The organism is Steroidobacter sp., from assembly GCF_016790065.1.
In the GTDB taxonomy this organism is placed as follows: Bacteria; Pseudomonadota; Gammaproteobacteria; order Steroidobacterales; family Steroidobacteraceae; genus Steroidobacter.
In genome coordinates, this window is record NZ_JAEUPY010000349.1 from 1 (window position 1) to 14174 (window position 14174).

General features: G+C 61.0%; 14 protein-coding genes. 7 read left to right on the forward strand and 7 right to left on the reverse strand.

Features of this window, described 5'->3' with window-relative positions; all coding sequences use genetic code 11:
- The 4 genes from JNL55_RS14405 to JNL55_RS14420 all read left to right on the forward strand — a co-directional run.
- Nucleotides 1-255, forward strand: a 255-nt coding sequence (locus JNL55_RS14405) for an RNA polymerase sigma factor (RefSeq protein ID WP_293854372.1), incomplete at its 5' end; no start/stop codon positions are given.
- A gap of 4 nt (nt 256-259) precedes the next feature.
- On the forward strand, nt 260-1312 hold the full coding sequence (locus JNL55_RS14410) for a FecR family protein (RefSeq protein ID WP_293854376.1): 1053 nt from the start codon (nt 260-262) through the stop codon (nt 1310-1312).
- Between the two features lie 84 nt (nt 1313-1396).
- The gene (locus tag JNL55_RS14415; RefSeq protein WP_293854381.1) at nt 1397-4186 is read left to right on the forward strand and encodes a TonB-dependent receptor domain-containing protein; all 2790 of its coding nucleotides are present in this window, start codon (nt 1397-1399) and stop codon (nt 4184-4186) included.
- 128 nt (nt 4187-4314) lie between these two features.
- Nucleotides 4315-6696: a TonB-dependent receptor gene (locus JNL55_RS14420; RefSeq protein ID WP_293854384.1), complete on the forward strand. Its 2382-nt coding sequence runs from the start codon at nt 4315-4317 to the stop codon at nt 6694-6696.
- Nucleotides 6697-6701: 5 nt separating this feature from the next.
- On the opposite strand, the gene JNL55_RS14425 is transcribed toward JNL55_RS14420, so the two are convergent.
- Nucleotides 6702-7637, reverse strand: coding sequence for an SMP-30/gluconolactonase/LRE family protein (locus tag JNL55_RS14425; protein WP_293854387.1), 936 nt, complete (start codon nt 7635-7637; stop codon nt 6702-6704).
- A gap of 3 nt (nt 7638-7640) precedes the next feature.
- Nucleotides 7641-8048, reverse strand: coding sequence for a hypothetical protein (locus tag JNL55_RS14430; RefSeq protein WP_293854390.1), 408 nt, complete (start codon nt 8046-8048; stop codon nt 7641-7643).
- Between the two features lie 116 nt (nt 8049-8164).
- On the opposite strand from JNL55_RS14430, the gene JNL55_RS14435 reads away from it, so the two are divergent.
- Nucleotides 8165-8854: a M24 family metallopeptidase gene (locus tag JNL55_RS14435; protein WP_293854394.1), complete on the forward strand. Its 690-nt coding sequence runs from the start codon at nt 8165-8167 to the stop codon at nt 8852-8854.
- Between the two features lie 18 nt (nt 8855-8872).
- On the opposite strand, the gene JNL55_RS14440 is transcribed toward JNL55_RS14435, so the two are convergent.
- Genes JNL55_RS14440 through JNL55_RS14455 form a run of 4 tightly spaced genes read right to left on the reverse strand, consistent with a single transcriptional unit; the run spans nt 8873 to nt 11901 of the window.
- Complete coding sequence (locus tag JNL55_RS14440) at nt 8873-9832, reverse strand: PDR/VanB family oxidoreductase (protein WP_293854398.1); 960 nt, start codon at nt 9830-9832, stop codon at nt 8873-8875.
- A 57-nt stretch (nt 9833-9889) separates the two neighbouring features.
- The gene (locus JNL55_RS14445) at nt 9890-10552 is read right to left on the reverse strand and encodes a 4-carboxy-4-hydroxy-2-oxoadipate aldolase/oxaloacetate decarboxylase (RefSeq protein WP_293854401.1); all 663 of its coding nucleotides are present in this window, start codon (nt 10550-10552) and stop codon (nt 9890-9892) included.
- Nucleotides 10553-10564: 12 nt separating this feature from the next.
- Entirely contained in the window at nt 10565-11227 is a 663-nt protein-coding gene (locus tag JNL55_RS14450; RefSeq protein WP_293854405.1) for an RraA family protein, read from the reverse strand.
- A 5-nt stretch (nt 11228-11232) separates the two neighbouring features.
- Nucleotides 11233-11901 carry an RraA family protein gene (locus JNL55_RS14455; RefSeq protein ID WP_415923078.1) on the reverse strand — a complete coding sequence of 223 codons (669 nt, stop codon included), beginning with the start codon at nt 11899-11901 and terminating at the stop codon, nt 11233-11235.
- A gap of 197 nt (nt 11902-12098) precedes the next feature.
- Between JNL55_RS14455 and JNL55_RS14460 the strand changes: the two genes are divergently transcribed.
- Nucleotides 12099-13049, forward strand: a complete 951-nt coding sequence (locus JNL55_RS14460; protein ID WP_293854413.1) for a LysR substrate-binding domain-containing protein — start codon at nt 12099-12101, stop codon at nt 13047-13049.
- 31 nt (nt 13050-13080) lie between these two features.
- On the forward strand, nt 13081-13401 hold the full coding sequence (locus JNL55_RS14465; protein WP_293854417.1) for a 2Fe-2S iron-sulfur cluster-binding protein: 321 nt from the start codon (nt 13081-13083) through the stop codon (nt 13399-13401).
- A gap of 43 nt (nt 13402-13444) precedes the next feature.
- Here the strand turns inward: JNL55_RS14465 and JNL55_RS14470 are convergent.
- Nucleotides 13445-14174, reverse strand: a 730-nt coding sequence (locus tag JNL55_RS14470; RefSeq protein WP_293854421.1) for an amidohydrolase family protein, incomplete at its 5' end; no start/stop codon positions are given.

The window sequence follows — 14174 nt, forward strand, 5'->3', positions numbered from 1 at the left end:
TGGGGCGAGGAACAGGCCACCGAAGCGCAGTTCGCGATGGATGCCAGCGGGCCGGAGGTCGGCCAGGCCGCCGAGGTCCGGGCGGCACTGGACGAACTGCCCGAACATCATCGAGCGGTGCTGGTTCTGCACCGGCACGAAGGCATGACGTATGACGAGATTGGCCAGCGGCTCGGCATTTCACCCAGCACGGTGAAAAAGTATTTGCGCCTGGGCCTGCGGCATTGTCGTGAACGCCTGGGCAACAGGGAGTAACGACATGAAAAGGACCGACTCCGTGCAAGAAGCCATCGCCAGCGCAGCCCTCGATTGGTTCCTGCGCCTGCGCGAAGAGGATGTCTCCCAAGAGGAGCGTTCGCAGTTCGCCCAATGGTTGTTGAGCTCACCCGACCATGTCGCGGAATATCTGGCCGTTGCCCAGTCTTGGGGTGATGTCGGTTTGGCCCGCGGCGGCACTCTCACTGCCGAACAAGTAATTCGCGACGCTCTCGCCGCTACCCCGCCCTCACCCAACGTCGTGGCCTTTCCAAACCGTTCGACGCTCCCGCCGATTGCGGAGCCGCGTCGTCGGCGTCGTGGCTTGCTGATCGCACTTACGTCGATGGCCGCAATGCTGATCGTCAGCATCGGTCTCGCTTACGACCATTGGTTGAATCCGTCGCACATTCGTACCGCCGCCGGCGAACAGCGCATCGTCACGCTCGAAGACGGTTCAATCGTGAATCTCAACACTCGCTCGCGCATCCGCGTTTCCTTGGGAACTCACGAACGACGCATTCAACTGCTCGATGGTGAAGTCCGCTTCACCGTCGCCAAAGATGCTGCACGCCCCTTCATCGTTGAGACCGACGACGCCATCGTTAGAGCGGTAGGCACCGTCTTCAATGTGCGCGCGTTGAATCATGAAACCGCGGTCGCCGTGTTCGAAGGCAAGGTCGCGGTATTGCCCCAGCCACATGCGCCCGCCGCCGGCAGCGTCAATGAACCCGTGTCGCTTTCGGCCGGCGAACGCGCAGCCGTGTCCGCTACCGGCACCATTCTTCCAGGTGCCGGGCCGTCCATCGATCGCGCCTCGCGCTGGGTCGAAGGCCGCATCACCTTTGTCGATGAGACGCTGGAAAGTATCGTGACCGAGCTCAATCGTTATCAGCGCAAGTCCATCGTGATCGCCGATGACGACACCGGCGCGCTGCGCGTGAGCGGCACGTACGGCACCAACTCGTTGACCGACTTCATCGAATATTTGCAGAACTATCGCGGCGTGCAGGTCGAGACCAACGCCGACGGTGGCTACGTGCTGTCCAAACAATGACCCCGCACCGTGCCCGGTTTTTTCAACATTGGACTCTTAGAGAACGGACCACAACAACGAGTCGTTCTTTTGGGGAACAGTGGAATGCGCAATAGAACTTTAGCGGCCCTTACCGTCGCAGCGATTCTTTCTCTTCACGCCACCGGCGCAACTGCGCAGGAGGCGGTGCAACTTCGCCTCGGCGCACAGCCGCTAGAGGCGGCACTGAGAGAGGTCGGTGCACAAACAAACATCAATGTTTTCTTCGATCCCGCACTGGTGTCCGGCCTCAAAGCGCCGACACTCAACGGGCGCCTGACGACCGACGAAGCTCTCACCTTCTTGCTGGCTGGCACCGGCTTGCAGCATGAGTTCTTGAACGAACGCACCGTCGCGATTCGTACGCGACCGCAGACACAGAAGATCAGCGCAACCACGAGCGCAGCTACCGAGGAAACCGGCGAGGCTCGTCAGCCTCTGCGTCGACTTGCATTCCTCGACAGCGGCGCGGCGGAACAGTCGAGCGCGTCTTCGGCGGGCGCAACCACACCAGCTCCGACAGCACACACGGTCGAAGCACCGATGTTGGGCGAAGTCGTGGTCACGGCGCGTAAGAAAACAGAAACGCTGATCGAAGTGCCGATGAACATCACTGCCATCGGCAGTGTCGAGATCGCCGATCGCAATGTGGTGGAACCGGCCGACTTGTATCGAACCATTGCTGGCGCGGCAGCTCCCGAGGGTCAGCTGATTCTGCGCGGCCTGAGCGGTGGCAACAGCAGTAACCCCAATACCACGTCGACGTTCACCGATGGCGTGCCCGGCAGCTTCGGTAACAGCTTGTTCGATGTGGCTCGCGTGGAAGTGTTGCGCGGCCCGCAGGGAACATTGTGGGGTTCGAATGCCATCGGCGGCACGGTGCAAGTCATCACCAACGCGCCTGAATTCAACGTGCTCGATGTGTTCGGCTCGTTACAAGCCGCCTCGGAAAAAAATCGCAACGATCTGTCGACGCGGTTGTACGCCGGCATCAACCTGCCTTTGATCGATGACACACTGGCACTGCGCATCGTCGGCCACAGCGGCAACGCTTCGAAGAAAACCATCAATACTTATAACGGCTTCACCGGCTCGGACAAAGACGAGCTGATCCGCAGCAAGCTGCGTTGGCAAGCCACCGAAGACCTGTCACTGACGCTCGGCTTCATCCACGACAAGTCGACGGCGACGGGTCGCACTTCCTCGGATCAATCCATCCAGACCGGTTACGCTGCCGCCAATTGGTACGGCGTGCCCGGCGTGTCCGCAACCGATCTGGGCTACATGACGCTGTCGTTCGAGCCCGATCCGGATGGTTTGTATGGTTATGGCGCCGCCGTCTACGGTTGGGTCCCGTGCGAACAAGGCCAGATCCGCGCCGAATGTCGTGCCACGACCAACGTCGCGGGCAACTACAACCGTCGCTTCGCTTACTGGGATCTGGTTGAACCTCGCAGTTCCAACACCACCAATGTCACTACGCTGAACGTCGACTACGACATCGGCGATGCGGTCTCGGTGAACTACGTCGGTTCGTTCCAGCGCTTCCAAGGCAACAATATTCATTCCTATAGCCAGCTGGACTTTCTGGATATCTTCCCCTCGCCCTACAAGGCTCACTACAAAAACAAAACGGTGAGCCACGAACTACGGGTGTCCTCCGCTGGCGATAACGCGTGGGACTGGACGGTCGGCGGCTATAGTTACAAGTGGTCGCGCGATCGCACGATCGGCGCCGACACGCAGTGGCTTCCGGATAATGACTTTGCCCGTGCCGCAGCCGCGGAGCTTTGGGGCGAAGATCTGTCGGCAGTGTACGGCGTAGGCATCTACAACGACCCGACGTTGATCTGGCTGTTCTCCACACTCGGCGGCAACTTCCAGAAAGAACGCGCGATGTTCGGCGAGACCAACTACGTGTTTGATCTGGGCGGCGCCGGCGAGCTCGAACTTACCGGCGGACTGCGCTACTACGAACTCTCGTACGGCGAGGATCGGGAAGAGGTCGGCCACTTCGGCAGCTTCGAAGATCATTACCGTAGTCCGGTGGAACGCGGCTTGCGCAAGAAGGTCAGCTTGTCCTGGCGGCCGCATCAGGAACTCTCGGTCTATGCGCTGTACTCCGAGGGTTATCGGCCAGGTGGCGCGAACGTCAAACTCACGCCGTCCTGCGAACGCGATCCGCTCGCCGCCGATTTCCGCCTGAACTACAAGAGCGACAAGATCGACAACTACGAGCTGGGCGTCAAAGGCGCGGCCTTCAATCGGCGCACCGTGTTCACCGCCGCCGTTTACAACATCGATTGGACCGACGTGCGCGTTGGCATCAGCATCCCCGCGGGTTGCGGCTTCACCGCCAATGCCGGCCTGGCTCGCTCGCGCGGTGTGGAGTTCGAATCGACGACACGTTTGCTGAGTGATCTGAGCCTGACGCTCAATGCGTCGTATACCAACTCCGAGTATCGCGCCCCGGTGGCGTCGCTCGGCGTGGAAGCCGGCGAAGACATGACTCAAGTGCCGAAGTACAACTTCTACATGGCGTTACAACAGGGCTATTCCATCTTCAACAAGGAAGCCTTCGCCCGTCTCGGCGTGGCCGGCTACGGCAAGTACAAGTCGCACTTCAAGGCGGCGCCCGGCGATATTTCCGATTCGTACGTCACTGCAGATGTGTCGACGACTCTGAACGTCAACGACAGCGTGCGCTTCGGCTTGCACGTCGATAATTTCCTCAACAAAGAGTACACGACGTACCAACAATCGGCCGCGGCTGGCGCCTGGCCGGACATGGAATACCGCACCGTCAGCTATGGACGGGAACGCACCATCACGTTGCGCGCGGACTTCAACTTCTAACAGCTCGAGATCGACAGGGGTGGCGTGCTCGCAACGCCACCCCTCCCTGCCTTGCTGCTACTGTGCGGGTCTCGTAATATCCGCGCCGACATAACGAAGACCCAGTAGCTTCGGTAGGGAGATTCTGCATGCGCCTCAATCTAGCGCTCGCCGTCGCGTCGGCGTTGCTTTCGTCTGCCCCAATCGCGGCGCAGGATGCCTCAGGGTCCAACGGGCGAGTGGGCGCCAGCAGTGACGGCGTCCTCGATGAAGTACTGGTCACGGCTCGCCGGCGACAGGAGAACCTGCAAGCGGTGCCCGCAGCCATTTCTGCCGTCAGCGGCGACCTGCTCGACAGTTCCTACACTGTGAACACGCAGTCGCTGAGCCAGCTGGTTCCGTCGCTTTACTACAACTCTGCGAACCCACGAAACACGGCGTACACCATCCGTGGCCTGGGTTCGAACACCCTGTCCATCAGCGCCGCGAACGACGGCATCGAGCCCGGCGTCGGCTTCTACGTTGACCAGGTTTATCACGGCCGCCCGGCCACCGCGGCATTCGACTTCACCGACGTCGAACGAGTGGAAGTGCTGCGCGGACCGCAAGGCACCTTGTTCGGCAAAAACACCACGGCCGGCGCCATTCATATCGTCAGCCGCGAGCCGACCTTCGAGCCGGAAGCCAACGGCGAAGCGTCCTTTGGCGACTACGATTTTTTCCAAACCAAGGGCGCGGTCTCGGGGCCGCTGATCGGCGATACCGTTGCGGGGCGCCTGTCGGCACAGATCACGCGCCGAGACGGCGTGATTCACAACGTTCGAACCGGCCAGGATCTGAACGAGCTCGACAACTATGCGGTGCGCGGCCAGCTGCTGTTCGTGCCGTCCGAGAATCTGAAGCTGCGATTGATCGCAGACGTTTCGGATCTGGACGCTGCCTGCTGTACGCAGAACTTCCTTCGCGTCGGCCAGAGCCTGCGTAGCGCCGGCCGGCAGTTTCCTTCGTTGGCTGCGGGCCTCGGCTACGCGCCACCGAGCACCAATGTTTTCGACCGCTTGAGCGATATCGACGCCGATCTGCAGATCAACACTCAGGACGGCGGTGTCTCGCTGATCGCCGACTGGGACATGGGCCCGAGCACGCTGACCTCGGTCACCGCGTGGCGCTATTGGGATTGGGATGTCGCCAACGATCGCGACTACACCGGCATTCCGATTCAAATGGTCCAGCGCATTCCGTCGCGACAGGATCAATACAGTCAGGAAGTACGCCTGGCCTCGAATGGCGAGGGCCCGCTGAGCTATGTCGGTGGACTGTATTTCTTCCGGCAAGAAATCTCCGGCACGCCGACCAGCATCTACGGACCAGAAGCGGCGTACTGGCTACTGAATCAAGCCAACTTCACTGCGCCGATCCCGCGTAACTTGCTGGATGGCTACGGGCAAATCGGCAGCTCCAACTTCGAAATGAAAAGCTATGCCGCCTTCGGTGAAGTGAACTACCGAATCACTGACAAGCTGACGGCGACGGTGGGCCTGCGTTATACCTTCGAAGACAAGCAAGGCAGCTACTCCACTCGCGTGTTCGGCGGGCTCGATCTGACCGGCCTCACACCGACCGTCGCCACCGAACTCAATCGAGCCAAGCTGTCGATTTTCCGGCCGCAAAGTTATACCGCTGACGACGATGGCGGCAGCCTCTCCGGTCGCACCAACCTTGCCTATCAGTTCACCGACGCTTTGTTTGGCTATGCCGGCTTTTCGTACGGCTACAAATCCGGCGGCCTGAACATGTCCGGCTTGCCGCTGGACGCGCAGAATCAGCCAGCACTGGCAACGGCTGTCATCGAAGACGAAAAGAACATCACCTACGAAGTGGGCCTGAAATCCACTTTGTTCGACGGTCGCGCGACTTTGAATCTCGCCGGTTATCGAACCGTGGTCGAAGACTATCAAGCAAACATCGTTTCCAGTTTGGAAACGGCGGCGATTCGCTCCTACCCCGCCAACGTTCCTGAAGTTCGCGTGCAAGGCGTCGAGGCGGATTTCGGCGTGCTGCTGTTCAAAGGCTTCACGGTGCGGGCGTCGCTCGCTTACGCCGATGGCGAGAACACAGATTACCCGGCGGGCCCCTGCCCGCTCGAAGTGCAAACCGCTGCGACCGTTGCTTGCAACCTCACCGGCGTGAAGCTCGCTGGCTTATCCGAATGGGTGGGCACGCTCGGTCTCGACTACCAGCTGCCGGTGGCCACGGGTGACCTGCTGTTCCACATCGATTCGATGACTCGTTCGGGCTACAACAGCGACACCGCGGCGTCACGCTACACGCAGATCGGTGGTTACAACGTGACCAACGCGAGCGTGGGCTATCGGTTCGCGAGTGGCTGGGAAGTCGATGTGTTTGCGCGCAATCTGTTCGACAAGGACTACATCACCGCCCTGACCATCCAGACCGGCAACTCCGGCCTGATCCTTGGCCAGCCCAGCGATCCTCGCATCGTAGGAGTGACAGTGCGCGCTTCGTTCTAAGCGCGCTACTTCTTCGGCAGAGCGAACACGACGACTTCGAACGGCTTCAGCTCGTTGCTACGGAGCGCGCCGAACTGCGCGTCAACCACGTAGACATTCGATCCGACGAGGGTCGCTGATACCGGACCGCTTGGAAACCCTTCCTGCAGCGTAGTCACCTTGCCGGTATCGCCGGACAGGTCGATTCGTGACACTCGGCCGCCATCGCTCTCAGCCAGCAACAAACCGTTGGCGCCGAGACTGCGCATGCCGTCAGGCGCCGCGATTGCGCGATCGAGCTTCACCTCTGCAGCTTTGCCGGCGCGGCCATCGCTTTCGATGGGCACGCTGAACAACTTGTTGGTGGTCAGCGTATTCACCAGCACTCGATTGCCGAGCACGCTGATGCCATCGAGCACGCCGCCCTTGGGCCCGAACACACCGTCGCCGATCCATTTCTCCAACGCCTTGCCTTTGGGCTGTAAGCGCAGCACTTCCATGTTGCGACTGTCGGTCACATAAGCCGTGCCGTCAGCACCCGTCGCAATGTCATTGCACAGACCGCCGGTGCTCGAGAAGGGATATCTGGCTTTGAGCTTGCCCGACTTCAAATCCAGCGTTAACAGCTCGGCGGCTCCGGGGCCACCGAAGCCGGACACACAGGCGTACAGCGTATTGGAACGCTCATCGGCAAATACGCCGTAGATGCCCTGGGTCTGCTCCATCGGCGGCTGGACCCACGATTCAGCCTTGGCGTCCGTGGTCTTGGCCCGAAAGATAGCGCGAGCGCCGAGGCTGCCAATGTAAAGCACACCGTCCGAAGTCGAGGTGATGCTTTCTGTCACCAGCCGCTCGCCGGGAATGCTGATGTTCGTATTCGCCGCTTCGGCCGCTATCGACACCGACAGCGTCAGCCCGACCGCGACCGCCACCTGACACCCGATCCGTGTGAGTAATTGCATGAGTTATGAGAGCCGTCGTGCTTGATGGGTTTGTGCTTGTTGCGACAGTGTATCCGCTTCGATGGCGCCGCTGAGCGAATCCAACGAGTCTCGGGTGGCGGAAAACGCCACCTCGAAGCCGCCGTGGGTGGCCAGCGTCAGAATGTATTGCCGCTGCCCGTCGGCCGTCGGCTCGCCCAGCTCCACCTTGAAATCCTCGAGCGAATGGACCAGTCGCAACGACTCGTCTTGATATCGGTTGCGTAACGCCCGCCGCACCATGTCCGGCAAGGTCATCAGCAGCGTCATCAGGCCATCGGTCGGGATCACCAGCATATGAACCGCCCCTGCGGCGTCCCGCATGTGCAGCCGGACATGCAGGCCGGCGGGATCGACATCGAAGCTGGTCAACTCCGTGGCCGTGACATTCATGGGAGTCGGGTTCAAAGGGCGTCACCCAGGTCTGGAATAGTCCGGGCCCGTTATATACCATCGGGCATAGCGCAAGTCGATGACCCCTCTTTTGCCAGGAATATAAGAGCTTAAAGATGAGCAACCCAGCCATTGCCGAGGAACGCGTCGGACCGAATTACGATCGGGAACGGATGCTCGAAGCGCGTCAACATACGTTTCGCGCCATCGACACCATCGCGGCTCAGATCCGCCCGGGCATGACCGAACAACAAGGCCTGGCACTCGCCAAGTCCGTGCTCAAGGAAGCCGGTTTGATGCGCGGCTGGCACGGCGTGTACCTCCGCTTCGGCGAGAACACGCTGTGCACTTATGCAGAAAAAAACGCGCCCGACCGAGTCCTGCAGGACAACGATATTTTCTTCATCGACATCGGGCCGGTGTGGCAACGCTGGGAAGGCGATGGCGGCGGCACATTCGTGGTCGGCAACGATCCCGACATGCAACGCTGTGCGCGGGACGTGCATGAGATCTTCGACCTGGTGCACGCGAAGTGGCGTACCGATGCGCTCACCGGCATTGCGCTCTACAACTACGCCAGCGAAGTCGCGCAGAAGCTGGGCTGGGTATTGAACATGGACGTGTCGGGACACCGCTTGTCCGACTTCCCGCACGCCGCCATTCATGAAGGCACGCTGACCGCCGCCAACTTCGTGCCCAAGGCCGATCTATGGGTGCTGGAAATCCAGATCCGTCATCCGACGCGGCCGTTCGGCGCGTTCTTCGAAGATCTGATGTTGGAAGCCGGGCGCTGGCCGCGCGGCTGAAGACAATCTCACCGGCTGTTACAAATCCAGTACCAGCCGGTCCGATTTACAGCCCGAGCAACAGATCATCATGCTCTTGCTCTCGGTGCGTTCGCGATCGCTCAAGATCATGTCGCGATGATCGGGCGTGCCGCTGATGACTTTGGTCTCGCAGGCACCGCAGATGCCCTCTTCGCACGAACTGTCGACGAACACACCGGCGGAGCGGATGGCTTGCAGGATGGTCTCGCCGCTTTTCACAAACACTTCGCTGCCGGTCTTTTGCAAGACCACCGTGAAGCCGCCTTCGGCAGCTGCTTTGACATCGCTGCTGAAGTATTCGAAGTGCACGCATTCCGATGGCAAGCGCTCGGCCGCCTTCTGATAAGCGTGCAGCATTCCGGTCGGGCCGCAACAGTAAACATGTGCGCCCTCAGGCAGTGACGCGATCACTGCATTCAAGTCGAGCATGCTGCCGCCCGGTTCTTCATCGAAGTTGAACACCGCTTCGCCGTGACCTGCGGCAGTCAATTGCTCGATCTCTTCGATAAACGCCGCGCGCTCTCGTGTTCGCACGCAGTAATGCAAACGCCAGCGACGGCCGAGGGAGCTGAGACGCGCCATCATCGGAATGAACGGCGTCACACCAATGCCACCCGCGATAAACACCGAGAGCGGCGCATCCTCACACAGCTCAAAGTTATTGCGCGGCGTGCTGATCTCGACCTCCTGCCCCGCCCGCAAGCTGTCATGCATATAGATCGAGCCGCCGCGGCTCTTCGGATCCTTTTGCACCGTGAGCCGATACAAGCCGGCGTCGCCGCGGCCATTGGACAGTGAATAGGTGCGCATCAATGCACCCGTCAAATGCACGTCGATATGCGCACCCGGCGCATATGCGGGCAACGGCTGTGCTGGCGTCAGCGGTGCGAGCACATAAGACAGCACATCGCGCGCTTCGTAACGGATGGCGACGATTCGCGCCTTGATCAGTGACATCTCATTCCAAACCATAGCAACGGGGTAACGACGACTCTCGCTCCAAGCGGTGCCGTTTCATTCCAAACCATAAATACTGAGCGTGGTTTCGCCCTGCTGGAGCCGGGAGATCACTTCGCGTTCGAAGGTCACTCGCTTGGCCGCGGCTGCGAGCACTTGCGACGCCGCCTGCCGAGGAACGATGACCACGCCGTCCTCGTCGCCGACCACGAGATCACCTGCATTCACGGTGACCCCGCCGAACAGCACCGGATAGTTCACCCAACCGCGTGCGCCGAAGTCCTTGCCAGTGCCTCGAATACACAAGCCGCGCGCGAATATCGGAAACGGCATCTCACGAAGTAGCGCGCCGTCTCGCACGCAACCATCGATCACCAAGCCGGCCAAACCGCGGACCTGCGCAGCTGTGGCCATGATCTCGCCCCAGTAGCCGTGGTCATACTTGTCATTCACATGTACGACCAGCACATCGCCCGGTTCAGCCGCGTAGATCGCACGGTGCAACCACAGGTTGTCACCGCCTGGCGATTGCACTGTGCACGCCGAGCCGTACACACGAAAGCTTGAAGCGAGAGGCTTGATCTCGTGAGGCATCACGCCGATCTTTCCACCGGCCTCATGCAACGTCGCGGTATCGAACTGTCGCGCGGCTTCGATCAGCGACGCATCGACGCGCTCGACCTTCCGCCGAATCGTCTCTTCAGAATTGAGTTTGATCATCGTCGCGGCGGCTCAGGCTTTGGTCTGAAGCTGGTGGTAGCGATGCGCCTTGCGAGCGTCGTCCAGTCGCATGCCACCGCGCACGGATTCGCGAATACGATTCTCGGCCGTTTCGATTTGCTCGGCCGTATCGAGGATTGCGTTCTCATGCTCGCTCGGCAGTACCAGCACGCCGTCGGCATCACCGCGAATCAGATCGCCCGGCTTCACGCGCGCGTCGCCAATGTTGACCGGCACGTTAGTCGCTTCGACTTGCACGCGGTCTTTACCAGTACGCATCCAGGCACCGCGCGAATACACCGGATAACCCAGCTTCAAACACATCGCGACATCGCGACAGATGCCGTCGATCACCGTGCCGGCAATGCCACGCCGATGTGCAATCTCCGTGAGAATGTCACCCCACACCGTCGCGTCATCACGTCCGCCGTTATCAAGTACGAGCACACTGCCCGGCGGCACATCGTCGATGTAGTCGCCGACGGTGCCCGGCGGATTGCCCGCGGGTCCATACAACAGCGTGTACGCACGGCCGGCGAGACGAAACGACGAATCGCGCGGAGCAATCTTGTAGCACTGGCCGCGAATGCCGAGCTTGTCCATGGCATCGCTCAACGATGCGGTATCGAGACGCGCGGCGCGCTCGACGTTGGTATCGGTCTTGGCTTCTGACATCGTTCTCAAGTCCTCAACATGTTCTCGTAATTGCCGCCCATCACTTCGGAGATGGGCGCGCCGGCCAATAGCGCTTTGGCCATGGCGGCTTCTTTCGCGACGATGGTTTCCGCGGCTTCGAGCACGCGCTCGATGTTCGCGGCGCGGATAAATACGACGGCACTGCCATCGGCGATCACATAGTCACCAGGCATCACTTCGACGTCGCCGACCGCGACTGGCACGTTGGTCGCCTTCTCGACGATCCGACCGCGTGCGGTGCGCGCCGTGAGGCCGCGCGAAAAAATGGGAAAGTCACAAGTGATGGCTTCGTCGATGTCACGCACGCTGCCCTCGGCAATCACACCAGCAACGCCGTGCAGCTTGGCGCCGAGCGTGAGAATTCCGCCCCAACAGCCAGCCTCGATGCCGGTGCGTTGCTCGATCACGATCACATCGAGCGCGGTCGATGCCTCGATGGCATCGCAGCCCAGATGCCGCGGCGGTCCCGGCGGCGGTTCGCCCGTCCCCAGCTTCATGGTCACCACCCGGCCGGCCAGCTTTCCTTGACCGGACCTTTGCGGCAAACCGCTCACCGAACCGGGCAACTTGAGCCGGTCCAAGGCATCCGACACCGCACAACAATCCAGCCGGCGCAACCGCTGCACATGCCCGGCCGCCAAAGTTTCACTTATGGTCACTGCTCTATCCTCAAGCCGAATCGTGTCGGCAAATCCCCTAGAGCGCGGCCAAAAACGGCGCCGCGACTGGCGATGAGCGGGATTCTGGAGGCGGCCACCCCGGGCTCGGAAATACTGTTTCCGGCTCGGGCCATACAAACGGCTTATAGATGTGGTTGCATTCTGAAAGCTGTCCGGACAATATGGGCCCCATGGAAACGCGCCGTCTCCAGGCCTTTATCAAGATCGTGGATTTGGGCAGCCTTACTCGCGCCGCCGAGTTTCTGTGCATCGCCCAGCCCGCGCTCAGCCAGCAAGTGGTGTCGCTAGAACACGAGTTCGGCGTGCCCCTGTTGGAGCGAAGCCGTAGCGGCGTCACGCCGACGGCCGCGGGTCGCGCGCTTTATCGCCACTCGCAAGTCATCCTCAAGCAGCTCGCGCAAGCCAAGTCCGAGGTGAATCACGTTAGCTCGGAGATCACCGGCGCCGTGTCGATGGGCATGCCGCTGAGCTCCGCGGTGATGATCGTCGGGCCGCTACTCGAAGCGCTGCGTAACGCGTATCCCGGCATTCATCTGCATCTCTCGGATGGGCTCACCGGCGCATCGTTGCGCGAACTCACCATCACCGGTCAGCTCGACATCGCCCTGCTCCCCGGCACGCGGCCGATCCGCGGCATGGGACTGCAGCCGCTATTCGCCGAACAGCTCGTGTTCATCGCCTCAGACGAAGCCGCGAAACGCTTGCCAGCGGGCCCGGTGGATATCAGCCTGCTCAATGACATGCCGCTGTTCCTGCCCCGACACAACACGCATTTGCGTGAGCTGATCGAAGACGCGTTCGCCGCGCACAACTGCAAGCCGAAGGTGATCGCGGAAATGGACACCGCGTACAGCTTGTGTAACGCCATCAAACGCAATCTCGGTTCGACGATTCTTCCGTCCGCCTCCGCGCGACACGCGGCAGGTCAGCTTGGACTGAAGATCAAACCGCTGGCCGCGCCGGGTATCGAGCGCTGGATGTCCGTGGCCACGTTCGATGCCACGCCGTTGTCCGCGCCAGCCGCGGCTGTGTACACGCTGCTGCTCGAAGTCGTGAACAAGTTGATCGTCAGCGGCGCATGGGAAGGCGCACGCTTGCAGCCACACGCCGCTGCGGCCTGATTCGCCGTACCTGGCATCCTCTTCATTCGGCATGCCGAAGCTCACATTCGTCTCGTCCACGGGCGAGTCTCACGTCGTCGATGCACCGCTCGGCCGCTCGCTCATGCGCGCAGCCGTGGATGCGAATGTTTCAGGGATCGAAGCCGTATGCGGAGGCTCGTGTTCATGCGCCACGTGTCACGTCTACGTCGATGAGTCGTGGATGCGAGTCGTGGGTCGCGCCACGCCGCTTGAAGAGAACATGCTGGAGTTCTCGGACCGCAAGCAGCCGAACTCTCGGCTGTCGTGTCAGGTCGTCGTCACGGACGCGCTCGACGGTCTGGTCGTTCATTTGCCCGTCACGCAAGGCTAGTTGAGGAACGTCGCCGCGCGTGGCGACGACGTTCCCGTGCGCGCTACTTGAACGCGCGGTTATAGATCTTGCGGGCGTTGCTTTCGAAGATCTTCTTTCGATCCGCCTCACTCAACCACTCGATGCTTTCGATCACCGGTTTCAGGTCATCGAAGTCGCGACCCGTCTCCGGGTTGTGCACGCTGCCCGTGCCCGGGCTCTCGGTGCCGAACAGGCAGTTATCCACGCCGACCACACGGAACAGCAGCTCCAGCGATTCCTTCGAGTAGTTGCACGTATCGAAGTACAAGTGCTTCATCTTCTGGTCGAAGGTCTTCGGCTCTTTCCGCCGCAGCGTCCACGCGCGGAACCGCCCCATCTGATACGGAATGGCGCCGCCGCCGTGGGCGACCACTAGCTTCAGCGTGGGGAAGTCCTCGAACACGGTCGACTCCAGCAACGAGATGATGGCGATGCTTTCCTCGTTGATGAACTTGAGCGTGTACGACTCGCGCGGGCTGTAGCAGCTTGCCGAGTGAATCAGCGCGGGCACGTCGAGCTCGACCATCTTCTCGTAGATCGGATACCAGAAGCGTTCGCCGAGGCCCGGCGGCGGCGCACCGTCGCCTTCCGTGGGATCGGGATTGAGCAGGCAGCCGACGAAGCCCAGCTCCTTCACGCAGCGCTCCAGCTCCTCGACACAGTTCTCGGGGCTGCTATCGCGGAACTGCGGCAGGCCTGCGACGCCTTTGAGCCGATCCGGGAACATCGCGCACTGGCGCGCGATCACGTTG

Coding starts and splice junctions, on each gene's coding strand:
- JNL55_RS14440 (WP_293854398.1), bottom strand. CDS start 9,832: ATGTCACTGATCAAGGCGCGAATCGTCGCCATCCGTTACGAAGCGCGC.
- JNL55_RS14430 (WP_293854390.1), bottom strand. CDS start 8,048: ATGAATGTCACGGCCACGGAGTTGACCAGCTTCGATGTCGATCCCGCC.
- JNL55_RS14460 (WP_293854413.1), top strand. CDS start 12,099: ATGGAAACGCGCCGTCTCCAGGCCTTTATCAAGATCGTGGATTTGGGC.
- JNL55_RS14465 (WP_293854417.1), top strand. CDS start 13,081: ATGCCGAAGCTCACATTCGTCTCGTCCACGGGCGAGTCTCACGTCGTC.
- JNL55_RS14450 (WP_293854405.1), bottom strand. CDS start 11,227: ATGTCAGAAGCCAAGACCGATACCAACGTCGAGCGCGCCGCGCGTCTC.
- JNL55_RS14435 (WP_293854394.1), top strand. CDS start 8,165: ATGAGCAACCCAGCCATTGCCGAGGAACGCGTCGGACCGAATTACGAT.
- JNL55_RS14410 (WP_293854376.1), top strand. CDS start 260: ATGAAAAGGACCGACTCCGTGCAAGAAGCCATCGCCAGCGCAGCCCTC.
- JNL55_RS14425 (WP_293854387.1), bottom strand. CDS start 7,637: ATGCAATTACTCACACGGATCGGGTGTCAGGTGGCGGTCGCGGTCGGG.
- JNL55_RS14445 (WP_293854401.1), bottom strand. CDS start 10,552: ATGATCAAACTCAATTCTGAAGAGACGATTCGGCGGAAGGTCGAGCGC.
- JNL55_RS14415 (WP_293854381.1), top strand. CDS start 1,397: ATGCGCAATAGAACTTTAGCGGCCCTTACCGTCGCAGCGATTCTTTCT.
- JNL55_RS14420 (WP_293854384.1), top strand. CDS start 4,315: ATGCGCCTCAATCTAGCGCTCGCCGTCGCGTCGGCGTTGCTTTCGTCT.